15 protein-coding genes and 1 pseudogene are annotated in these 23,825 nt (G+C 54.0%); 8 read left to right on the forward strand and 8 right to left on the reverse strand.

Translation table 11 applies throughout. The features are described 5' to 3' along the window. Nucleotides 1-33: 33 nt before the first annotated feature. The 4 genes from rarA to lrp form a co-directional block, all read right to left on the reverse strand. Entirely contained in the window at nucleotides 34-1,377 is a 1,344-nt protein-coding gene (rarA, locus tag A8O29_RS15070) for a replication-associated recombination protein RarA (RefSeq protein WP_125353875.1), read from the reverse strand. Nucleotides 1,378-1,386: 9 nt separating this feature from the next. Next, nucleotides 1,387-1,998 carry an outer membrane lipoprotein periplasmic chaperone LolA gene (gene lolA, locus A8O29_RS15075; RefSeq protein ID WP_110509918.1) on the reverse strand — a complete coding sequence of 204 codons (612 nt, stop codon included), beginning with the start codon at nucleotides 1,996-1,998 and terminating at the stop codon, nucleotides 1,387-1,389. A gap of 129 nt (nucleotides 1,999-2,127) precedes the next feature. Then, entirely contained in the window at nucleotides 2,128-5,988 is a 3,861-nt protein-coding gene (locus tag A8O29_RS15080; protein WP_174081355.1) for a DNA translocase FtsK 4TM domain-containing protein, read from the reverse strand. Between the two features lie 119 nt (nucleotides 5,989-6,107). Further along, nucleotides 6,108-6,602 carry a leucine-responsive transcriptional regulator Lrp gene (gene lrp, locus A8O29_RS15085; protein ID WP_002439523.1) on the reverse strand — a complete coding sequence of 165 codons (495 nt, stop codon included), beginning with the start codon at nucleotides 6,600-6,602 and terminating at the stop codon, nucleotides 6,108-6,110. 549 nt (nucleotides 6,603-7,151) lie between these two features. On the opposite strand from lrp, the gene trxB reads away from it, so the two are divergent. The 6 genes from trxB (at nucleotide 7,152) to A8O29_RS15115 (ending at nucleotide 15,215) form a co-directional block, all read left to right on the forward strand. Continuing rightward, nucleotides 7,152-8,120 (forward strand): thioredoxin-disulfide reductase, encoded by a 969-nt coding sequence (gene trxB / locus A8O29_RS15090; protein ID WP_166665174.1) that lies wholly within the window; start codon nucleotides 7,152-7,154, stop codon nucleotides 8,118-8,120. A 115-nt stretch (nucleotides 8,121-8,235) separates the two neighbouring features. Beyond that, complete coding sequence (gene cydD / locus A8O29_RS15095; RefSeq protein ID WP_174081356.1) at nucleotides 8,236-10,002, forward strand: heme ABC transporter permease/ATP-binding protein CydD; 1,767 nt, start codon at nucleotides 8,236-8,238, stop codon at nucleotides 10,000-10,002. After that, nucleotides 10,003-11,724 carry a heme ABC transporter ATP-binding protein/permease CydC gene (cydC, locus tag A8O29_RS15100; protein WP_125353873.1) on the forward strand — a complete coding sequence of 574 codons (1,722 nt, stop codon included), beginning with the start codon at nucleotides 10,003-10,005 and terminating at the stop codon, nucleotides 11,722-11,724. A 47-nt stretch (nucleotides 11,725-11,771) separates the two neighbouring features. Next, the gene (gene aat / locus A8O29_RS15105; protein ID WP_125353872.1) at nucleotides 11,772-12,476 is read left to right on the forward strand and encodes a leucyl/phenylalanyl-tRNA--protein transferase; all 705 of its coding nucleotides are present in this window, start codon (nucleotides 11,772-11,774) and stop codon (nucleotides 12,474-12,476) included. Nucleotides 12,477-12,752: 276 nt separating this feature from the next. Continuing rightward, a complete protein-coding gene (gene infA / locus A8O29_RS15110; protein ID WP_002211347.1) occupies nucleotides 12,753-12,971 on the forward strand; it encodes a translation initiation factor IF-1 in 219 nt (72 codons plus the stop codon). 312 nt (nucleotides 12,972-13,283) lie between these two features. Continuing rightward, complete coding sequence (locus A8O29_RS15115) at nucleotides 13,284-15,215, forward strand: tyrosine-protein phosphatase (RefSeq protein WP_125353871.1); 1,932 nt, start codon at nucleotides 13,284-13,286, stop codon at nucleotides 15,213-15,215. A 64-nt stretch (nucleotides 15,216-15,279) separates the two neighbouring features. On the opposite strand, the pseudogene A8O29_RS15120 reads toward A8O29_RS15115, so the two are convergent. Together A8O29_RS15120 and A8O29_RS15125 are read right to left on the reverse strand one after the other, a co-directional pair. Further along, nucleotides 15,280-15,390 (reverse strand): annotated as a pseudogene (locus A8O29_RS15120) (hypothetical protein); the annotation flags it as partial. Nucleotides 15,391-15,666: 276 nt separating this feature from the next. After that, complete coding sequence (locus tag A8O29_RS15125) at nucleotides 15,667-16,104, reverse strand: hypothetical protein (protein ID WP_125353870.1); 438 nt, start codon at nucleotides 16,102-16,104, stop codon at nucleotides 15,667-15,669. Nucleotides 16,105-16,688: 584 nt separating this feature from the next. Between A8O29_RS15125 and A8O29_RS15130 the strand changes: the two genes are divergently transcribed. After that, nucleotides 16,689-20,480, forward strand: a complete 3,792-nt coding sequence (locus A8O29_RS15130; RefSeq protein WP_174081357.1) for a S6 family peptidase — start codon at nucleotides 16,689-16,691, stop codon at nucleotides 20,478-20,480. Between the two features lie 123 nt (nucleotides 20,481-20,603). Here the strand turns inward: A8O29_RS15130 and clpA are convergent, their stop codons facing one another. Both clpA and clpS read right to left on the reverse strand, forming a co-directional pair. Then, nucleotides 20,604-22,880, reverse strand: coding sequence for an ATP-dependent Clp protease ATP-binding subunit ClpA (gene clpA / locus A8O29_RS15135; protein WP_110509925.1), 2,277 nt, complete (start codon nucleotides 22,878-22,880; stop codon nucleotides 20,604-20,606). 30 nt (nucleotides 22,881-22,910) lie between these two features. Continuing rightward, nucleotides 22,911-23,231, reverse strand: coding sequence for an ATP-dependent Clp protease adapter ClpS (gene clpS / locus A8O29_RS15140; RefSeq protein ID WP_110509926.1), 321 nt, complete (start codon nucleotides 23,229-23,231; stop codon nucleotides 22,911-22,913). A 336-nt stretch (nucleotides 23,232-23,567) separates the two neighbouring features. Here clpS and cspD point away from each other — a divergent pair, with 336 nt between their 5' ends. Further along, entirely contained in the window at nucleotides 23,568-23,795 is a 228-nt protein-coding gene (gene cspD / locus A8O29_RS15145; RefSeq protein WP_125353869.1) for a cold shock-like protein CspD, read from the forward strand. The last annotated feature ends 30 nt before the right edge of the window (nucleotides 23,796-23,825 follow it).

The following is a 23,825-nucleotide window of genomic DNA, read 5'->3' on the forward strand; positions in this document are numbered from 1 at the left end:
AGATTTAGCGATAACCTTACCGCAACGCCCTGTTTAGCGGTAGCGTTTTGTGGGGCTATTTTGATCCTGCTCGGTAAGCCAGGCGAGCTTTTCACCAATCTTACCTTCAAGACCACGCGAGGACGGCGTGTAATAACGGGTTTGCGACATTTCTTGCGGGAAATAGACTTCGCCAGCCGCGTAAGCGTTGGGCTCGTCGTGGGCGTAGCGATACTCCTGACCGTAACCCATCTCTTTCATCAGTTTGGTCGGTGCATTGCGAAGATGCACCGGCACGTCGTAGTCAGGTCGTTCTCGCGCGTCAGCCATCGCCGCTTTAAAGGCGGTATAGACAGCGTTACTCTTCGGCGCACAGGCCAGATAGACAATCGCCTGCGCAATCGCGCGTTCGCCTTCGGAAGGGCCGACGCGGGTAAAACAATCCCAGGCCGAAATCGCCACTTGCATCGCCCGCGGATCAGCGTTGCCGACGTCTTCGGAAGCAATCGCCAGACAACGACGGGCGACGTATAGCGGGTCACCTCCGGCGGTAATAATGCGAGCGTACCAGTAGAGTGCCGCGTCCGGTGCACTACCGCGGACAGATTTATGCAGCGCAGAAATCAAATCGTAGAAGCGGTCGCCTTTGTTATCAAAGCGCGCGCTACGTTCTCCGGCAATCTCGGTTAACAATTCTGGCTTTAATACGCGCTTGCCGGAATCATCCAGCTCCGCCATATCCGCCATCATCTCCAGGGTGTTTAACGCCCGGCGGGCATCACCGTTGACCAGTTCTGCAATCGCCTTGCGCGTTTCGTCAGGAAAGACGATATCCTGGCCACCGTAGCCGCGAGCGCTGTCGGTCATCGCCTGAGTTAATACCTGTTCGATATCTTCGACAGTGAGCGATTTCAGCAGATACACACGGGCGCGGGAAAGCAGTGCCGAGTTGAGTTCAAAAGAGGGGTTTTCGGTGGTAGCGCCAATGAAAAAGATGGTTCCGTCTTCAATATGCGGCAGAAACGCATCCTGCTGGCTTTTATTGAAACGATGGACTTCATCGACGAACAGAATGGTGCGTCGTCCGGCATTGCGATTCTGCCGGGCACGTTCGATAGCTTCTCGAATTTCTTTCACGCCGGACGTGACCGCAGAGAGGCGTTCCACGTCGGCGTTAGCATAGCGGGCAATCACTTCTGCCAGCGTCGTTTTCCCGGTTCCCGGCGGTCCCCACAGAATCATTGAATGCAGGTGTCCTGCTTCAATGGCACGTGGCAACGGTTTGCCGGTAGCCAGCAGATGCTGCTGGCCAATGTACTGCGCTAAATTTTCTGGCCGCATACGCGCGGCCAGAGGTTGAAACGCATTATCAGAAAAATCGAGCGACAGATTGCTCACGCACGCCTCTTATTTACGCTGATCGTCCACCGTTACTCCTTTTGGCGGAGTAAAGGTAAATTTGGATGCATCCACCGTGCCGTTCTGCTGGGACTTCAGCTGATAGCTGCTACGCTGATCGTCCTGCTCAATGGCGCTGAATTGATGAATGGTGCCATCGCGGCTCACGTTGATGGTGAACTCTTTCAGATTACCGTTGCTGCCTTTTGGGGTCAGCACAAAATCGTCACCGCTCTGCTTGATGTTGTACTGCTTCCAGTCGCTGGACTGGTTACGCGCAATCAGCATGAACGGCGTGTTGCTGGTCGCGTCTTTCAGCCAGGTCGCGGTTGCTTGTTCAACGAACGGGTTATAGAACCACAGCGTTTTACCATCGGAAACCAGAATACTTTCATCCGGTTGCGTCATATGCCAGTTAAAGAGGTTTGGACGCTTGACGGATAAATCGCCCTGCCCGTCCTGAACCGCATTACCGCTGCCATCGGTCACTTTCTGGGTGAAGCTGGCGTTGAAGCTGCTGACTTTATCCAGGCGGCTTTTCAGGTCGCTCGCGGCATCGGCCCAGACGCTGCTGGCAACAAAACTGGTCAGTAAGGCACAGGTGATGGCAAATTTTTTCATCTTCATTCCTTAAATGCGTCACTCCCGACACGGGAGTCTCTTTATTCCCACTGTAAGCAGTGAACCTACAGTGGGACAGGAGAAAATACTGATTTTTTGGCTATTTACGCAACTTTTCAAACGCTGCGTTTAATCAAACGGAGGCGGGGCCAGTACTTCACGGTTGCCGTTATGGCCCGCTTCGCTGACGATCCCCTGCGCTTCCATCTGCTCGATGATGCGCGCGGCACGGTTGTAACCGATGCGGAACTGACGCTGTACACCAGAGATAGAGGCTTTGCGTTTTTCGGTCACAAATTTCACCGCCTGATCAAACAGCTGATCGAGCTCTTCACCGTTGTCCAGACCAGCTGAACCACCCTCACTTTCGCTGTCGGACGTGATGCCGTCGACATACTGCGGACGACCGCGCGCTTTCCAGTCCTGAACCACCGCGTGGACTTCCTGGTCACGGACGAATGCACCGTGAACACGCGTCGGTGCCGAGCTGGAGTTTGGCCCGGAGTAGAGCATGTCACCCATACCGAGCAGTGATTCCGCACCGCCCTGATCGAGAATGGTACGGGAGTCAATTTTGCTCGACACGGTAAAGGCGATACGGGTCGGGATGTTAGCTTTGATAAGACCGGTGATCACATCAACCGACGGACGCTGTGTTGCCAGCACCAGGTGAATACCGGCGGCACGCGCTTTCTGCGCCAGGCGGGCGATTAACTCTTCCACCTTTTTACCGACGGTCATCATCAGGTCAGCGAATTCATCCACCAGTACCACGATGTATGGCAGTTTTTCCAGCGTCGGATGCACTGCATCCATGCTGTCGCCTGGCTTCCAGTACGGATCCGGAATTGGACGCCCCATCTGCGCGGCCTGAGCAATCTTCTCGTTATAACCCGCGAGATTACGCACTCCGAGCGCTGACATCAGCTTGTAGCGACGTTCCATTTCATTGACGCTCCAGCGCAGGGCGTTGGCAGCATCCTTCATGTCGGTCACGACTTCCGTCAGTAGATGCGGGATACCTTCATAAACGGACAGCTCCAGCATTTTCGGGTCGATCATGATGAAGCGCACGTCTTCCGGCGTTGCCTTGTAGAGCATGCTAAGGATCATGGCGTTCACACCGACAGACTTACCGGAGCCGGTCGTACCGGCCACCAGCAGGTGAGGCATTTTCGCCAGGTCGGCAATCACTGGCTCACCGGCAATGTCTTTCCCGAGCACGATAGTCAGCGGCGATGGGCTTTCGCGGAATTTCGCGCAGTCCAGCACTTCACGCAGGTAAACGGTTTGACGTTTTTTGTTTGGCAGTTCCAGGCCTACATACGGTTTGCCAGGAATAACCTCAACCACACGCACGGCAACGGTCGATAACGAACGCGCCAGGTCACGAGAGAGGTTCGAAATACGTGCGGCTTTTACACCCGGCGCCAGATTCAACTCGAAACGAGTAATGACCGGGCCCGGTGAATAGTTCACGACGTCTGCCTTGATACGGAAATCGGCCAGACGTGTTTCCACCAGGCGTGCGGTTTGCTCCAGCGCGAAGGTATCAACTGGCTCGATTTCAGTCGGCGGCTGGGTCAACAGATCCAGTGACGGCAATGGCGTAGTCGGTTTTTGCCGCGGACGATCGTCACCGTTACGCATCAGCAGCGGATGAATCAGGCTTTCCTGCGGCTGAGGCGCGGGCTGTTGCTGAGGCTGCTGGTAGGCGGGTTGCGCCTGAGGAGCCTGCGGCGGTTGTTGATATGCCTGAGCCTGCTGAGGTTGTTGATTGACCTGCGGCTGCGGTGCCATTTGCTGCGGTTGCTGGTAGGCCTGCGGCGGCTGTTCCGGCGCGACACTTGGCGTAAATAGCGGCGCTTTCGGCGTATCATCGACGAGCGTTTTCATCGGTGAGAATTCATAGTCCGTAGGGGAGAACGGATTCGCCCCCTGTGGCTGTTCGCTGGCATAACGTTGCTGCTGTGTGGCTGCAAACTGGCGTGCCAGTTCGGCTTCGGCGGCAGCATCTTCGTCTTCCTGCGTCTCAACGTAGCTGTTGTCTTCGTATTCCTGACCATAGCGTTGCTGCTGGGTGGCAGCAAACTGACGAGCCAGCTCGTCCTGATGTAACCCATCAGCGTCTTCATCGCCCATCAACTCGTCAGACAATTCTTCAGCCTGGCGCTGTGACGGTATTTTGATACCAAAAGAGGCTGAGGCCAGTTCACGGCGCGTGGGTACACGCACTGGATTCGGACGTGGAAGCTGCGGGCCAATACCGGCTTTAACCTGCGGACGCGGCGCATCTGTCGGACTGAACAGCTGAGCGGCCGACGCGGCGGTGGCGGCAGCGGCGGCAGCTCCGGTAGCCTGATGAACACCGGCTGCGACAGAAGCAACAGCCGCCGCTGGGGCAACTGCGGCCAGCGGATCGACAATCGACGCAGACGGCGCAGGCATGGTTGGCATTGGCGTGCTCACCGTCGCCGGTTCCGGCGTTGGCTGATACCACGCGGCAAGCTGTTCACGTTCACGCGCACGCTTTTCTTCCACTTCTTCGAAATAGTAGAGCGGTGGGCGCTGCGGTTTAATTTCTTCTTCCGGTTCTGGTGCCACTTCTGGCATTGGCGGAGCCTGCTCTACAGGCGGAACATATTCCGGCTGAGCGTAATACTCAGGTTCAGGTTGTTGCCAAGGCTGCTCAGGCTGCGCGTACTGCTGCACTGGCTCCGGATCCTGCCACAACTCTTCAATAGAAGGCTGCTGACGGAAGGCTTCCGGCTGAATATATTCGGGTTTCGCAACCGGTGCCTGCGGCGGCCAATTGTCCGGAGACGGAGCAATAACCGGGTCTGGCGTTTGCGGAGCCGGAACGGCCTGCCATTCCACACTCGGTGCGGCCATTTCACCGCCCGGAACGGAAGGGGCAACCATCGCGGCTGATGCAGGTTCTGCCCATGCTTGAGTGGTCGCCATCGCAGCCGCCGCTGCGGCAACCGGTTCGGCAATGGAATGACCGTTCATCAGCGGATCGTTTTCATCCCAGGCAGCCGGGCGGGTCGCGCTGTTGCCGGAGAAAAGTACATCGTCGGCATCAGGCTGGCGCGTTGCGCTATTGCCCGAGAACAAGACGTCATCGGCATCTGCGGCTTGACCGCGCGCACTGTAGTGTACTTCCGCTTCGTCTTCATCCATTCGACGACCAGAGAACAACGCAGCGTCCGTTTTGCGCCCCATCGGGTTGCTAAACTTATCGGCAATGCGCTGACGACGCGCCAGTGCACCGCGCAGAATACGGGCGCGGCGCCCTTCTTTCTTCGGTGCGGCGTCATGTTCGTCTTCGTCATCTTCGTACTCTTCGTCGTCAATCCACGAATCGTCGCGACGAGTACGGTTACTGGCGAAGGTCAGAATATTGAGGATCCAGTTACCGATTTTCTCGGCAATGCTGACCCAGGACCAGCCGGTGAACAGCGTCAACCCTGCAGCCCAAATGCACAGCAAGGCCAGCGTACCGCCGCTGCTGTGCAGCATAGGTTGCAATGCGGTGCTGAGCAGGCTGCCGATAACCCCGCCGGAGGCGAAGTACCAGATGTCATCTGCGTTGATCGCGGCAAGCCCACACATAGTGAGGATCATCGCCAGGACGCCAATCAGACGTAGCGCCACTGCAAAATAATCAACGTATTCGTCACTCGCACGATGCTTATACGCAAACCAGCAGGCACCGATAATCATCACGGGCAAGGTGTAGGCCATTACGCCAAAAATGAAAAACAGCGTATCTGCAAGCCATGCACCCGGCATTCCGCCAAGATTATGGATCGGTTCGTGCCAGGCGGTTTGTGACCAACTGGGATCGGAAGGATTAAAGCTAAGTAGTGCTGCCATCAGCCAGATGGCAAAAAGGGAACAGAGGATCAGGAACGCTTCAAGTAGACGGCGCCCGCTGCTTAATCTGTTAATCGTTACTTCTTTTTCTTCAGTGTATTCCTGGCTCAAGAAAGGCACTCCAGGTCCTTGATGCTAAAACGGACAACAGCGCCGGGTCTCCCCGGCACTGTTGCTGTATGGATTAACAGGAGTGTAATCAACTTGCGTTGATTTTGCACCTGTTCCGTTTAGCGTGTCTTAATTACCAGACGATTACTCTGTTTGACCTCTTCCATAACCACGTAGGTACGGGTGTCATTTACGCCTGGCAGGCGCAGCAGGGTTTCGCCTAACAGCTTACGGTACGCTGACATGTCCGGCACGCGGGTTTTCAACAGATAGTCGAAATCACCGGAGACCAAATGACACTCTTGAATTTCTTCAAGTTTTTGCACAGCGGAGTTAAATTGTTCAAACACATCTGGCGCGCCACGATTCAGAGTTATCTCAACAAAAACCAGCAGCGATGCATCCAGATAATGCGGGTTCAGCAGCGCGGTATAGCCCTGAATAAACCCTTGTCTTTCCAGCCGACGTACGCGCTCAAGGCAAGGTGTCGGAGAAAGTCCCACTCGTTTAGAGAGCTCGACGTTGGAAATTCGCCCATCCTTTTGCAATTCGTTCAAAATGTTACGATCGATGCGGTCGAGATCTTTGCCTGGGCGCTTTTTGCTATCTACCATTATTATTGTCTCTCTGTATTCCTTCCCTACTCCTGTCTGGACCCTGTGCACTTCACTGTTCAGAGCCTGTGCCCGTCGTCTGCGTAAAAAATCTGTCACCAGATGTAACGCATAACCCAAGGGTACGTGTTGAGAAGCCGTTGCCTGTCGGCAGCCATCGTCATCTCGAATGGCGTCTGTCCACGCCATGCGCCGATGATGCTGACCCGGTTAAAAATGGCATTTACGTGCATGAAAATTCACCACACGGCAAACGCTGTTTTTTCTCCCTTCATTGTTTTCGCAAAAGCACAGGGGATTGTCAAAGCAAAACATCGATTTTTAGTACAACATGCCAGATATTCATAATCACTCAGGGGGGTTCTTCATGTTATCTCCTTATAATCATCCCGATAGCAGTAGAATTTGTTATCGCAAGCGGTGATAAAATCATCAATCCATTGATGCAATCTATTACACATATCGTTAACAAAATCCCTGTACCCTTTTATTACTTCCGCAAATTCCCTACAATCGCGCCCATTGTCTGCCAACATTTATGGGGATCTCATGGGCACGGCCAAACACAGTAAACTGCTTATTCTTGGTTCTGGACCCGCCGGCTACACCGCTGCGGTCTATGCTGCACGCGCAAACCTGCAACCGGTACTGATTACCGGCATGGAAAAAGGCGGTCAGTTGACCACCACGACAGAAGTGGAAAACTGGCCAGGCGACCCGAGCGATCTGACCGGGCCTGCGCTGATGGAACGTATGCATGAACATGCGGTGAAGTTTGAAACTGAAATCCTGTTCGATCACATCAACAAAGTTGATTTGCAGAATCGTCCGTTCCGTCTTACCGGCGACAGCGGCGAATACACCTGCGATGCGCTGATCATTGCGACTGGTGCCTCTGCCCGTTACCTGGGCCTGCCATCAGAAGAAGCGTTTAAAGGCCGCGGTGTTTCCGCCTGCGCGACCTGCGACGGTTTCTTCTATCGCAACCAGAAAGTCGCGGTCATCGGCGGCGGTAATACCGCCGTTGAGGAAGCGCTGTATCTGGCAAACATTGCCTCTGAAGTGCATCTGATTCACCGTCGTGACACCTTCCGCGCGGAGAAGATTCTGATCAAGCGTCTGATGGATAAAGTGGAAAGCGGTAATATCGTGCTGCACACCCACCGCACGCTGGAAGAAGTGACTGGCGACCAGATGGGCGTTAGCGGCCTGCGTCTGCGTGATACTCAGAACAGCGACAACATTGAGTCGCTTGAAGTGGCAGGCCTGTTTGTGGCTATCGGCCACAGCCCGAACACCGGCATTTTCGACGGCCAGTTGGCGCTTGAAAACGGCTACATTAAAGTGCAGTCCGGCATCCACGGTAACGCCACGCAGACCAGCATTCCTGGCGTGTTTGCCGCAGGCGACGTGATGGACCACATTTACCGTCAGGCGATTACCTCCGCAGGTACGGGTTGTATGGCCGCGCTGGACGCAGAGCGTTATCTCGACGGTCTGGCCGATCAGGCTAAATAATCTTTACAAGTCAGTAACAAAGGTAAAGAAGGCGACGATAAGTCGCCTTTATTATTTCCCCGATGTAACATTGCCGTGCCCAATGATTTCTAATAAGACACCTGCTAAGCACGCAATGAATAAAACCCGTCAACAAGAGCTTACCCGCTGGTTAAAACAGCAAAGCGTTCTCTCCCGCCGATGGCTGATGCTTTCCCGTCTGCTCGGTGCGGTCAGCGGAGTGCTGATCATCGCCCAAGCCTGGCTTCTGGCCAAGATCCTGCACCATATGATTATGGAGAACATTCCTCGGGAAGCGCTGTTGCTGCCCTTTGTGGTGCTGATTCTGGTCTTTATTCTGCGTGCGTGGGTGGTCTGGCTGCGAGAACGGGTGGGTTTCCATGCCGGGCAGCACATCCGTTTTGAGATCCGAAAAACGGTACTCGACCGCCTGCAACAAGCAGGTCCAGCGTGGATACAGGGGAAACCTGCGGGCAGCTGGGCGACGTTGATTCTTGAACAAATCGACGACATGCATGACTACTACGCCCGTTATCTGCCGCAGATGGCGCTGGCCGCCTCCGTGCCGCTGCTTATCGTCATCGCGATTTTCCCGTCTAACTGGGCTGCCGCGCTCATTCTGTTGTGTACCGCGCCGCTGATCCCGATGTTTATGGCGCTGGTTGGCATGGGTGCTGCCGATGCCAACCGTCGTAATTTCCAGGCACTGGCAAGACTGAGCGGCCATTTTCTCGACCGCCTGCGCGGGATGGACACCTTACGTATTTTCGGACGCGGTGAAGCGGAAACTGACAACATTCGTCAGGCTTCCGAAAGTTTCCGCCAGCGCACAATGGAAGTTCTGCGTCTCGCTTTCCTCTCTTCTGGTGTTCTGGAATTTTTCACGTCGCTTTCGATTGCCGTGGTTGCCGTTTATTTTGGTTTCTCCTATCTCGGCCAGCTGAATTTTGGCAGCTATGGCACGACCGTCACCTTGATGTCAGGCTTTTTAGCGCTAATTCTGGCACCAGAATTCTTCCAGCCGTTGCGCGACCTTGGTACGTTTTATCATGCTAAAGCGCAGGCAGTGGGCGCCGCCGACAGTCTTAAAACCTTCCTCGAAGCCCCGCTGGCGCAGCCAGAGCGCGGCAGTGTCGCGCCGGATGAATCGCAAAATGTGAGCCTCGAAGCGCAGGGTCTGCTGATTAAATCGCCGGAAGGAAAAATCCTCGCCGGACCGCTGAACTTCAGCCTCAACCCTGGCGAGCGCGTGGTGCTGGTCGGCCAGAGCGGTTCAGGAAAAAGTTCCCTGCTCAACACCCTGGCCGGTTTTCTGCCCTACGACGGCTCGCTGAAAGTGAACGGCACAGAGCTGCGTGACCTGGATCCTGAGGCATGGCGACGCCTGCTCAGCTGGGTCGGACAAAACCCGCAGCTTCCGGCGCATACGCTGCGTGACAATGTGCTGCTGGCAAATCCAAAAGCCAATGAGACCCAGCTGCAACATGCGCTCGACCGCGCCTGGGTGAGCGAATTTGTTAGCCAGCTTCCGCAAGGGATTGATACCCCCGTCGGCGATCAGGCGGCTCGCTTGTCCGTCGGTCAGGCCCAGCGAGTGGCCGTCGCCCGCGCCCTGCTCTCTCCTTGCCACTTTTTGTTACTGGATGAGCCTGCTGCCAGCCTCGATGCCCACAGCGAACAGCGCGTTATGCAGGCGTTGACGGAAGCCGCAACCCACCAGACCACGCTGATGGTCACGCATCAGTTAGAAAATCTCGCCGAATGGGATGCCGTTTGGGTCATGCATCAAGGCCAAATCGTCGAGCAGGGTTCGTTTGCCGAGCTCGCTGAAGCACAGGGGCACTTTGCGCACCTGCTTGCCCATCGTCAGGAGGAGATTTAAATGCGCGTTTTAGCCCCGTACCTGGCGCTGTATAAGCGCCATAAATGGCTGCTCTCCCTCGGCGTTGTGCTCGCGATTATCACCCTGCTGGCCAGCATTGGTCTGCTGACGCTCTCGGGCTGGTTCTTGTCAGCTTCTGCCGCCGTCGGTTTTGCGGGCGCCTACACCTTTAACTATATGTTGCCTGCCGCAGGCGTACGTGGGGCCGCCATCATTCGTACCGCGGGGCGCTATTTCGAGCGTCTGGTCAGCCACGATGCGACTTTCCGCGTGTTGCAGCACCTGCGCGTGTCCACGTTCAGCAAGCTGCTACCGCTCTCCCCTGCCGGGCTGGCGCGTTTCCGTCAGGGTGAATTGCTCAACCGCGTGGTAGCAGATGTCGACACCCTCGATCATCTTTACCTGCGCGTGATTTCCCCGCTGATTGGGGCGCTGGTCGTCATTCTGGTCGTCTCGTTCGGCCTGAGTTTTCTTGACCTGACGCTGGCCCTGACCCTCGGCGGCATTATGTTGCTGACGCTGTTCCTGCTGCCGCCATTGTTTTACCGGGCCGGAAAACCGACCGGTGAGAAACTGACGCAGCTTCGCGGTGAATACCGCCAGCAGCTCACGTCCTGGCTGCACGGCCAGGCTGAACTGAGCATTTTCGGTGCGAGCACGCGCTATCGCGAGCAAATGGAACAGACGGAGCTGAGCTGGCACGAGGCGCAACGCCGTCAGTCCGAGCTGACCGCCCTTTCTCAGGCGCTGATGCTGCTGATGGGTGCTGCGGCGGTGATTGTGATGCTGTGGATGGCGGCAGGTGGTGTGGGCGGTAATAGCCAGCCAGGCCCGTTGATCGCACTGTTTGTGTTCTGCGCACTGGCCGCGTTTGAAGCGCTGGCCCCGGTAACCGGCGCATTCCAGCACCTTGGACAGGTCATGGCTTCCGCTGTGCGGATAACCGAACTCACCGGGCAACAACCCGAAGTCACATTCCCGGAGACGGCTTCTGACGTACCGCAGCGCGTGAGCCTGACGCTGAAAAATGTCAGCTTCACCTACCCGCAGCAGACACAGCCCGCGCTGGCGAATCTGAATTTACGCGTCAACGCCGGAGAACATGTTGCTATTCTGGGCCGTACCGGCTGCGGTAAATCGACACTGTTACAGCTGCTGACTCGCGCGTGGGATCCGCAAAGCGGAGAACTACTGCTGAACGAGCACCCGATTTCGGCGATGGATGAAATGACGCTGCGCCGCACCATGAGCGTGGTTCCGCAACGCGTGCACCTTTTCAGCGCCACGCTGCGGGATAACCTGCTACTGGCGGCCCCGAACGCAACGGATGACGCGCTAAGCGCTGTTCTGGTGCGCACTGGTCTGGAAAAATTGCTCGACGATAGCGGGCTGAACAGCTGGCTCGGTGAAGGCGGCCGTCAACTCTCCGGCGGCGAACTGCGACGCCTGGCGATTGCCCGCGCCCTGCTGCATGATGCGCCGTTGATGCTGCTCGACGAACCGACCGAAGGACTTGATGCCACTACGGAAAGCCAAATCCTTGATTTACTGGCCGATGTGATGCGTGACAAAACCGTGCTGATGGTAACCCACCGCCTGCGCGGGCTGGCTCGTTTTGAGCAAATAATTGTGATGGACAACGGCCAAATTATTGAGCATGGTAATCACGCAGAATTGCTGGCCCAACAAGGGCGTTATTACCAGTTCAGACAGCGTCTGTAGACTACTATTCACTATTATTAGGCTCATCAGGCGTGGAGTTGTGAAGTATGCGGCTGGTCCAGTTGTCACGTCATTCTATAACCTTCCCGTCGCCGGAAGGTGCCTTGCGCGAGCCTAATGGTTTGCTCGCGCTGGGTGGCGATCTCAGCCCGGCGCGACTGCTCATGGCCTATCAGCGCGGTATCTTTCCCTGGTTTTCTCCCGGCGATCCGATTTTGTGGTGGTCGCCTGACCCTCGTGCCGTTCTATGGCCTGACACGTTTCATGTCAGCCGCAGCATGAAACGATTTCATAAATCGTCCCCTTTTCGCATCACGCTCAATCATGCTTTCGGCAAGGTAATTGAAGGCTGTTCTGCCGATCGCGATGAAGGCACGTGGATTACCGAAAGCATTGTGCAGGCCTATCACCGCCTGCATGAACTGGGACACGCGCATTCGGTTGAGGTGTGGCTGGGAAGTGAGCTGGTGGGTGGTATGTACGGCGTGGCACAAGGCGCGCTGTTCTGCGGTGAGTCGATGTTCAGCCGGGCGGAAAATGCCTCAAAAAGCGCACTGCTCGTTTTCTCGCAGGCATTTGCCGCACAGGGCGGGAAACTGATGGATTGTCAGGTGCTTAATAATCATACCGCGTCGCTGGGTGCGATTGAAATTCCCCGCCGCGAATACCTGGAATACCTCGCAGAATTACGTACGCAGCCGCTGCCAGGGCACTTTTGGGTCCCTCGTACGCTCTTTTCACCCACAGTGTAAATGTTTTCGGCACATTTATTGTCAAGGTGATATAATTGCGTCGGAAGTCGTTTCTGCCTGTTGCCCCGCCATCGTTTCAGGAATATCCCCTATACGTTTGCGCTCGTCATACAGTCTTTGTGTATGACAGACGGGTAATGCGCAAAAACGATCTCTTTTTACCCTACACACCGGCATAAGGCCGAAAGATGACGGGTAAATCTTTACTTAATTGCTGAATTTCGGCATTATCTTGCCGGTTCAAAACTATGGTAGTGATACCCCCCCGAGGACTAGATGGCCAAAGAAGACAATATTGAAATGCAGGGTACCGTTCTCGATACGTTACCTAACACTATGTTCCGCGTAGAGCTTGAAAACGGGCACGTGGTAACTGCGCATATCTCCGGAAAAATGCGTAAAAACTACATCCGCATTCTGACGGGCGACAAAGTGACTGTTGAGTTGACCCCGTACGACCTGAGCAAAGGCCGCATTGTCTTCCGTAGTCGCTAATCGCTAAACGGCCCGCTGGGCACGTTAATGCTGAAAGGTCGGGAATCCCCCGACCTTTTTCAATTCTGGGCGCTAATGCGCTTTATGCGTGGCCTCCGGCCTGCAAACACTCTCCTACCTCGCCAGCCCCATACTATTGATATGCTCCGCCGTAAGAACAATCATCAGCTTGTGAACTGCCGCGGTGATAGATAATCACCAGTGTAAATCATAACTTATTGTTCTTATTGAATTTATTTCACATTCCAATTAACATTATTGAAATAAAAACATAACAATTGCTTCTTATACTTCGCGCCTTATTCATCATTGATGGCAAGGAGTGTGATTTTGAAATCTTCGGTTCGACCTCTGGCTCTGCTTGTTGGTCTGGTTTGTTGTACCGCGCATGCTGCAGATAGGTCTCTCTCAACCCCACATCTTAGGGGGATCGATAATTTTCGTGACGTCGCTGGGATAGCCAGTGCTTACAGCACCGCCAATGATGGCGTGATGCGCGCGGGGATTTTCTATCGCTCCAATGCCCTGACACCACAAGATGACGATCTCTCGGTGCTTGAACAACTCCAGGTCAAGACGGTCATCGATTTGCGCTCTCCAGCAGAAGTCGCGGCACAGGCTGACACGCTGCCCGCCAACAGCAAATACGTGAATGTCGATTTGATTGGTAATAACGGCGCCTTCGTTATCGATCTCAGTAAAATGACCGTGAAAGATGTGGATACAATGATGGAAGACGGTGAACGCAGTTTTGTCACCACGCCGTACGCCCGTCAGGGGCTTGGCGACGTATTCCGCGAACTCGCCAACGCTGATGATGCGGCCCTGTTCCACTGCACCGCAGGCAAAGACAGAACCGGCTGGGTGAGCGCGGTGCTGCAAACCATCGCTGGCGTCAGCCATGACGATATCGTAGCGAACTACCTCGCCACCAACGACTACACTGCCGAGCGGGTCAACGCCACGCTGGCAGTCCTCCCCGCCTCCATGCGCGAGACCTACGGTGCGCTGATGGGCGTACGCGCCAACTGGTTACAGGCCGGGCTGGATCAGGTGGTATCCAGCTATGGTTCAATGGACAATTACCTGAAGGAAGGTCTGGGTCTCGATCAGGCCACAATCTACGTGCTGCGCGGGAAAATGGTGCGCTATCTTACCCTGCCAGGACAAAGCGATTTCAGTGGCAATGCCGCCGACGGCGCATCACTGTTGAACGCATTGCAGGACTCCCCGCTTTCGGGCCACGATACGGCGTATAACTATTTCCTCCAGAGCGCCATCGACCAGGGAACGCTTTCTGATGTTGAAAAGCAGGTTGGTGGCCAGGTGCACGCCGATGCCAGCAGCTATTTACTGCGTCAGCCTTCTCGTTTATACGATTCCCTCGCACCGGTTATTTCCGGACAGGGCATGCAGAATGAGCAGTCGCTCGTATGGTTACAGGGGCAGTCTGGTTATCTCGGCACCGACGGCAGCAACGATGCCAGTTCAAGCAATGAACACACCAATGGTGCGATAGTAGGCGCCACGTATCGCTTTACCGATCGCAGCGCGGTCAACGGCGGCGTGGGTTACAGCCACGGTTCCGTTTCCGCCGCCGGGGGCGATGTAAAAACGAATACGACGCAGATGAGCCTCGGCGCCCGCTACGCTCTGAATTCACTGGACGAGGGACCGTGGGTCGGACTTCAGGGTAGCGCAGGCTATATCGACTACCAGAGCGACCGACATTTGGGCGGTGGCTTAGGCACCGCTCAGGGCGACACCGACGGTGGATACTACAGCGGCCGCGCATCTGTTGGCTGGCTGGCCAATGCCGCAACGTTGAGCCTGGCCCCCGCCATTGGCGTGCAGGTCACCCATTTAAATATCGACAGTTTTAAAGAGAGCGGCAGCGAGCTGGCGATGGACATGTCAGGCGTCAACGAAACGCAGACCAGTCTGACTGCCGATTTAGGCATTAACATTCTGCCGCAGGCGGTGGGCAACTGGTCGCTGACGCCTGGGATTGCATTGGGCTACGAACGGATGCTGAATGATGCTTCCACTGACAGCCATGGAACGCTGTATGGCATTGGCGTGGACCAAACCTCCGCCTATGGCAGCAAGAACCTGTACAAAGCGGGTGTGCAACTCAGTGCGCATTACCGCAGCGTAACGGTCAGCACCCGGGTGAATTATCTCACCGCCGATACGCACAGCGATGGCGTGTCCGGTCTGTTGGATGTAGCTGTCGCTTTTTAAGGTTCAGGCATAAAAAAAACCGGGCTTTCGCCCGGTTTCGTCATTTCAGTTATCGCACCGTTGGTTAGTGCGCCGCTTCCGGTTTACGCTTTTGCACCGCCTGGAAGTCATAGGTCAACGCATTGGCGTCTGTATCGAGCGCCACGGTGACTTGACCGCCGTCCACCAGTGAACCTGTATCCAGGCAATACGCAGGTTTACCAGACATTCTAAGCTGCCTGTACGGCAGAGAACTGGAGGAACTGCTCGATAGCCTATTGTTTGCTCTTAACAAAAGCAATTTTTCCTTTTAAAACCCTTTTTCTGGTTCGATTCTAAATAAACACAAAATCAATACGTTACAAAACACTCTAAAAAAAGGGTTAGCAGGATTGGATATAAAAAGCTGTCAGAAGCGGAGATGAGAATCGGGGTAAACCGCCGGGAACGCGTCCCGGCATGAATGGCTGGTTTAAGCAGTTTGAGGTTCGGGGCAAACAAATCGAGGGGCTTTGAGTTCGTCGCACATAAAGCAGACGAGATCGTGCAGCAGTCCGGCGGTCGTTGCCGCATCGGCTTCATCTTCCGCGTGTAACAGCGAGGATGCCGTTACCCGGCAATATTCATACTGCGTATCGGAATCCGCAACCAGCCAGTTTGGCTCCTCCAGCGGTATCGTATCCACGGTCAGTTCAGTAATGCGCAGATCGCTGAGTGTCTCATCGAAGGCCAGTTTCAGGGCATCGAGGTAGGCAATCAAACAGCGACAAACCGGCTGATATTGTTCTACGGTTTTGCAGTCTAGAAGAATTTGCGCCAGCAGTTCGCAGCGCTCAGCAAGATCGATAATATCGGGATGTCCGACGGTAAGTTCGCTGTAAAGCTGGGGGATAATATCTATTTTTTTCATAGTCGTAGTTTCCAATTTGGAAGGATAACTACCGCCGGAAACGCCAAGTTCGGGTGGTAGACTGAACCGGTTTGGCGTACCAACCTATGAAATATCGGCGCTTCTAAGAAGCCCCGGCTCAGCCCACCATAGACGAGATTGCAGAGTATACCGCAACTCAGAAAAGAGTGAGTAAATACGATAATATCGCTGAATTATCATCGATATTAATTTCATAGCATGTTCAGGACGCCAATCCCAACACCTGATTTTGCAGGTGCGTCGCCACCCTATCACTGTTTTTAACTCCAGCGGGATCCACATTAAAATTCTGGAAACGTGCTCGCAAGATTTCGATTAGGGCATAAAACCGCGCCTACATACGGACAGCGATTGCGTCATTAAGCACTACCACCAGTACAATTAAGTTAAATGTATTAATTCACTACAAGGTTGTTTTATTTACTTTTAGTTCCTTAGGAAATACAGAATATAACCTCTTCCATTTCAAGCTCAGCCCTTGCACATTGTCCGCACACACTACCCCTGATAGCATTATTTCCTTTCATCTAGATTTAATTATTCAATATTCAAGGAAGGGGATAATGAAATGGAAACCAAAGCTACTGAGTAGCTTAGTTTTATTGGCAATTTTTGATGCCAATGCAGGCATTATGCGCGAGGATGTTGCCGTACAGGATTACCGGGATTTCGCGGAGAATCTGGGCAAATACAGCGCCGGCGAAGAAAACATCGAAGTTTTCAAAATGGATGGTACGTCAGCGGGCATTCTTAACTTCCCTATGCCTGATTTTGGCGCAATAAATAGCCAGGGTTTTGCTACCTTAGTTTCCCCTTCTTATGTTGCCAGCGTCGCCCATAATACCGGCTATACCACTGTTGATTTTGGGAATCATGCCAAATACAGAACCACCTATAAATTAATCAGTCGAAACATTCACCCAGTTTATGAAGAATGGGGTAAAGACTTTCATGCTCCTCGCCTGAATAAAGTTGTGACCGAGGCGGCGCCAATGCCTTTGGTCGATCCACAGGATGTGCGTAATAACCGCGAACGTTATGTTTATTTCGCCCGTGCCGGATCGGGGACACAATATCAGGTCGATCCAGTGACCAAAAAACCGGTTTATATTACCGGCGCTTACGAATGGAAAAGCGGCGGTACAATGGTGAATCCCACCTTCGAACCGTCACGTCTGCGCTGGACAAATTACGGGCCACCAGACTCACGCGCTCAGCCTTTTAGTTCAGCCATCCAGGCCGGCGACAGCGGAAGTCCGCTCTATGTATACGATAACGTTGAAAAAGAGTGGAAAATTTATGGTGTCTCCCCATGGGGAGGGACAGGAAAAACAGGATACGAATACACCAGTTATACGCTGGATATGCAGCTCAATTTCCTCAACCAGGTGATTGCAGAAAATACCGATCCTGATGTGACCGATGTGGCTGCCGATGGCGATATTCACTGGACGGCGGCCAATATTACGCAGGGCGAAAACAGCTGGCAGTGGCACGGTGTTGATACGGAGCTTCCTTCTCAGGCCAGCAATGACGAACTCAATGCCTCGAAAGATCTGCGCTTTGCCGGTGATGGCGGCCTGATCATACTCGACAGCGCGGTGAATCACGGCGCGGCAAAACTACAGTTTTCCAACGATTACCGTGTCGTATCTGCCGAAGGGGCGAACAGCACTTGGGTGGGCGGCGGTATTGAAGTCGATAAGGGTAAAACTGTCGACTGGGAAGTGAATGGTTTAGCCGGTGATACGTTGCATAAAATCGGTGAAGGCACACTTTACGTCAATGCTGTGGGCAATAATGGTGGCGCGCTGAATGTCGGCGACGGTCTGGTGGTGTTAGCCCAGCAGGCCAATGAAGCTGGTGAGCAAAAAGCCTTCTCCAAAATCACCATTGTCAGCGGTCGCCCAACCGTGCAGATCGGCGGTGAAAATCAGATTGAAAGCAGCGACATTTACTTTGGCTATCGCGGCGGCAATTTGGATCTGAATGGCTATGACATGGCTTTCAGCACCATCAATCACAGTGATTCCGGTGCCGCCATTATTAACGGCAATGCAGACCAGATTAGCACCCTGACACTGAATAACACCGACAACCAGACCTTTGTCGGTCATCTCGGCAGCAAGGAAACAGCGTCGAATTTAAACGTTGAATATACCCCGGCTTCTAGCGCAGGCGTGTGGGAACTGGCTGGCGGCGCCGATCTGAATCAGCTTTCCGTGCAAAATGGCATTCTACGATTGTCCGGACGCCCGACACCGCATGCCGGGGGCACCGTTTTCAGTGATGACTGGATTGATGAAACCTATACCATTAACCAGGTTGATGTCGCCAGCCATGCCACCTTACGCGTGAAGGAGCATGCCACACTGGATGCCAATGTTATGCTTAATAAGCAGGCAAACTTGATGCTGAACAGCAAGTCACATTTGAGCGGCCATGTTGAATTAGCCTCCGGTAGCATGATTTCCGTTGATCAGACAGAAAGTAAAACCGCCAGCACTGATGGCAATAATGATGTGATCATTGATGCCGCCATTTCCGGTAACGGGACGCTGAAAAAAATGGCGCCGGGTGCGTTGTATATTAACAGCGATAATACCTTCACCGGCTCAACCCATATTTACAGCGGGGCACTGATCCTCAACGGGTCCCTTGCCTCGACCGTGACGATGGAGCAAAACACCGTGCTGGCGGGTAATAGCGACATCCCGGATCTCATCCTGAAGGATAATGTTCAGTTACAGCCTTACTGGCCAACAGAAAGCGAGGACGAGGCCTTTACGCCAGCAACACAAACCGTCAACGGCACGCTGTCTGCTGGTAACAATAACCAGCTCAGCATACGTACCCATTTCGACTCGGGCCTTGCACAATCGGACAAGTTGCTGATCAATGGCGACGTACTTTCTATTAGTCCAATCAGTGTTCAGGTCTCGCCATCAGGAGCCGGGTACTTCACCGATGTGGATAATGACGGAGCGGCGGATAATCAGGAAGGTATCTCGCTGATTCAGGTCGCCGGTAACGCCACAAAAAATAGCTTTAAACTGGCCGGGGAGTATGTCGCTCGCGGCGCTTATGCCTACAACCTTTATGCTTTTGCGCCAGGTCGCAGCGCTGAAGAGCAACGTGAAGTGGAAGGCAATGGCGATCAGTTCTGGGACTACCGCCTGCAAAATAACATGCTGACCGAAGGTGATAACACCGTACCGATTGATAATACGCCTGTGCCGGACCCAACTCCGGACGATGACGACGACACGCCGGTGCCCGATCCGACCCCAGATGACGGCGATGACACGCCGGTTCCTGACCCAGCACCCGATGACGGCGATGACATTCCAGTGCCGCCTGCGCCGACGCCGGATGACGATGACAACGGGAAAAATGCACGTCCGGCGGTCACTCCGCAGGTACCTTCCTATCTGTCCTTACCTTCTGCCTTGCTGAGTTACAACAGTCGGGTAAGCGAAACGTTCCGTAATCAGGTATTAGCGAACGATGATAAAAAGCTGAATATCTTCTTCCAGTATCTCAACGGGGAAGACAACTATCATTCAACGCTGGGCTTTATGAATTATGGTTACGACTATAAGCAAAAAGAGGAAGGCTGGTTGTTTGGCGGGAAGGTTTTGCAACTGGATAATGATACACACTCACTGGCACTGAGCCTGGGTCTTTCAAGCGCCAATCTGGAGGTCACTCCCGATGCTGCGGATGGTAATAGCCGAACAGAATATACCGCCTGGGGCCTGTCCTCTCTGTTGTCTTATCAGTATAAAAGCGGGTTAATCGTGGATCTAGCGTCAGACGTTGCTATCTATGACGGCAATGTTTCAACCGACCTGCGAGGCAGTGAAGTCGCGGATATCAATGCCACCTCTTTCGGCGGCTCTGTTGATATCGGATATCAATTCAACATCGGCAACCACAAACTGACGCCAACGGTCGGCATGGGCATCCAGTATCTACAAGTAGATGATTTCACTGACATTGATAACACTACGGTACATTACGATGACATGACCCGCCCGACTGTGCGGCTGGGAATGCGTTACCGCTATGACTGGGATACGGCAAATTCAGGGAAATGGGCTATCACGGCGAATACCCAGTTAATCAATGATCTTAGCGATGACATGACGCTGGAGATTGGAGACCGCTACAGCAACACCAGCAATAGTTTCCGCAGCGGTGTAGCCGGAAGTTCTGGCATGATCGATGTGGGGATTATCAGTAATCCGACCCCAAATGTGTCATTGAATACGGGCATTCAGTATCAGCACCGACTTGAAGATGAAGGCGTGGATTACTGGCAGGCCGTTGCAGGGGCAAAAATTAGCTTCTAAACCCACCTACTCTCAGATACCGGGAACGGCATCTGGGGGTAAAGCTGCTCGGAAAACTTTGCTTAACGACATAAAAAAACCGGGCTTTCGCCCGGTTTCGTCATTTCAGTTATCACACGTCGGTTAGTGCGCTGCTTCCGGTTTGCGCTTTTGCGCCGCCTGGAAGTCATAGGTCAGCGCGTTGGCATCGGTATCGAGCGCCACGGTGACCTGACCGCCGTCCACCAGCGAGCCAAACAGCAGTTCGTTGGCGAGCGGTTTCTTCAGGTTGTCCTGAATCACGCGCACCATCGGACGCGCACCCATCGCACGGTCGTAGCCTTTTTCCGCCAGCCAGTTGCGGGCTTCCTGGCTCACTTCCAGCGACACGCCTTTCTGATCCAGCTGCACCTGAAGTTCAACAATGAACTTATCGACGACCTGATGGATGACATCCGTAGACAGGTGATCGAACCAGATGATGTTGTCCAGACGGTTACGGAATTCTGGCGTGAAGATTTTTTTGATCTCTTCCATCGCATCGGTGCTGTTATCCTGGTGGATCAGGCCGATAGATTTACGCTCAGTTTCACGCACCCCGGCGTTGGTGGTCATCACCAGCACCACGTTACGGAAGTCTGCTTTGCGGCCGTTGTTATCGGTCAGCGTGCCGTTATCCATCACCTGCAACAGCAGGTTGAAGACGTCCGGATGCGCTTTTTCGATTTCATCGAGCAGCAGGACCGCGTGCGGATGCTTGATCACCGCGTCGGTCAGCAAACCGCCCTGATCGAAGCCCACGTAGCCTGGAGGCGCACCGATCAGACGGCTCACCGTGTGGCGTTCCATGTATTCGGACATATCGAAACGCAGCAGCTCAATGCCGAGCGCTTTTGACAGCTGAACGGTCACTTCGGTTTTACCGACCCCGGTTGGCCCGGCGAACAGGAACGAACCGACCGGTTTGTGATCCTGGCCCAGACCCGCCCGGCTCATCTTGATGGCTTCAGTTAAGGCCTCAATGGCTTTATCCTGACCAAAGACCAGCATTTTCAGGCGGTCGCCGAGGTTTTTCAGCGTGTCGCGGTCGCTCTGAGAAACGCTCTTCTCAGGGATACGTGCGATACGGGCCACCACGGTTTCGATATCCGCAACGTTGATGGTTTTCTTACGTTTGCTGACCGGCATCAGACGCGCACGCGCGCCCGCTTCGTCGATCACATCAATCGCTTTATCCGGCAGATGACGATCGTTAATGTATTTCACCGCCAGCTCCACCGCCGCACGCACCGCTTTCGCGGTATAACGCACGTCGTGGTGCGCTTCGTACTTCGGCTTCAGGCCGTTAATGATTTGAACGGTCTCTTCCACCGACGGCTCAGTGATATCAATTTTCTGGAAGCGACGTGCCAGCGCACGGTCTTTTTCGAAAATGTTACTGAATTCCTGATACGTCGTGGAACCAATCACCCGGATTTTGCCGCTGGAGAGCAGCGGTTTAATCAAGTTGGCTGCATCAACCTGGCCACCGGATGCCGCCCCCGCACCGATAATGGTGTGGATCTCGTCGATAAACAGGATGCTGTTGGTATCCTGCTCCAGCTGTTTGAGCAGCGCTTTAAAGCGTTTTTCAAAATCGCCGCGATATTTAGTGCCCGCCAGCAGCGAGCCAATATCCAGCGAATAAAGGGTGCAATCGGCAATCACTTCCGGCACGTCGCCCTGCACAATGCGCCAGGCAAGGCCTTCCGCAATGGCGGTTTTACCGACGCCGGACTCACCGACCAGCAGCGGGTTATTTTTACGACGACGGCACAGAACCTGTATGGCGCGCTCCAGCTCTTTATCGCGGCCAATCAGCGGATCAATACCGCCTACGCGAGCAAGCTGATTTAAATTGGTGGTGAAGTTTTCCATACGATCCTCCCCGCCTGCTTGCTCTTCAGTGTTCGGTTGGCTTCCGGAATCGGAAGACTGGCTCGGCTCGTCTTTACGCGTGCCGTGGGAGATGAAGTTCACCACATCGAGACGGCTCACTTCATGTTTGCGCAGCAGATAGGCCGCCTGGGACTCCTGCTCGCTGAAGATGGCGACCAGGACATTCGCACCGGTGACTTCGCTGCGGCCGGACGATTGAACGTGGAATACGGCACGCTGTAATACGCGCTGGAAGCTGAGCGTCGGCTGAGTGTCGCGCTCTTCTTCGCTGGCTGGCAGTACCGGCGTGGTCTGTTCGATGAAGGCTTCGAGTTCCTGACGCAGCGCCACCAGATCCACGGAGCAGGCTTCCAGCGCTTCGCGGGCAGATGGGTTGCTGAGCAGAGCCAGCAACAGATGCTCGACGGTCATAAACTCATGACGGTGCTCGCGCGCTCTGGCGAAAGCCATATTTAAACTGAGTTCCAGTTCTTGATTGAGCATAGGCACCTCCCCCAATTTGAAGGCCTGAAATCAGGCCTGTTCCAGCGTACACAACAACGGATGTTCGTTTTCCTTCGCGTACGTGTTCACCATCGCGACTTTGGTTTCAGCGACTTCGGCAGTAAACACGCCGCAAATCGCTTTGCCCTGATAGTGAACGGCGAGCATCAGTTGCGTTGCACGTTCTACATCATAAGAAAAGAATTTCTGTAACACGTCAATAACAAACTCCATTGGCGTGTAATCATCATTGAGCAATATCACTTTATACATCGACGGCGGCTGTAGCGCGTCCCGTACTTTGTCTGCTGCAAGCTGGTCGAAATCCAGCCAATCACGCGTCTTACCCATTGTCAGTGTTCATCTTTGGTTGCCGCTCCGGCGGGAAACATCCCGTCGGCTTCCCAGAGCGAGTTCATTTGAATCTACAGTAAAGCGTAGATAACTATCCTCTATTACTGCCATTCGCCATTCCTGCTAATCGCGACTTTTGTCACATTCCTTGCAATAGCGTTAACTGCTTCAAATTTTGGTGCATTTTTCACCGAACTTCGCTATCTGACGCTTGACGCGATGCCTGATTTATCTAAATTGTACAGGCGAGAGTTGGCGAGGTTTTGAACAGCCTGCCGATTTCACCACCGGTTCTTTCCATCTGATTATAAGATTCTCGAAGGATGTCGATGTATGGAAATGGGTACTGTTAAGTGGTTCAACAATGCTAAAGGGTTCGGTTTTATCTGCCCTGAAGGCGGCGGCGAAGATATCTTCGCGCATTACTCCACCATCCAGATGGATGGCTACAGAACGTTAAAAGCCGGACAAGCCGTTCGGTTTGATATCCACCAGGGGCCAAAAGGCAATCACGCTAGCGTCATCGTTCCGGTCGAAGCTGAAGTCGCCGCAGTGGCGTAACCTTTAGTTCCATTGTGTACATGCTGCCCT

Source organism: Scandinavium goeteborgense (genome assembly GCF_003935895.2).
GTDB lineage: Bacteria > Pseudomonadota > Gammaproteobacteria > Enterobacterales > Enterobacteriaceae > Scandinavium > Scandinavium goeteborgense.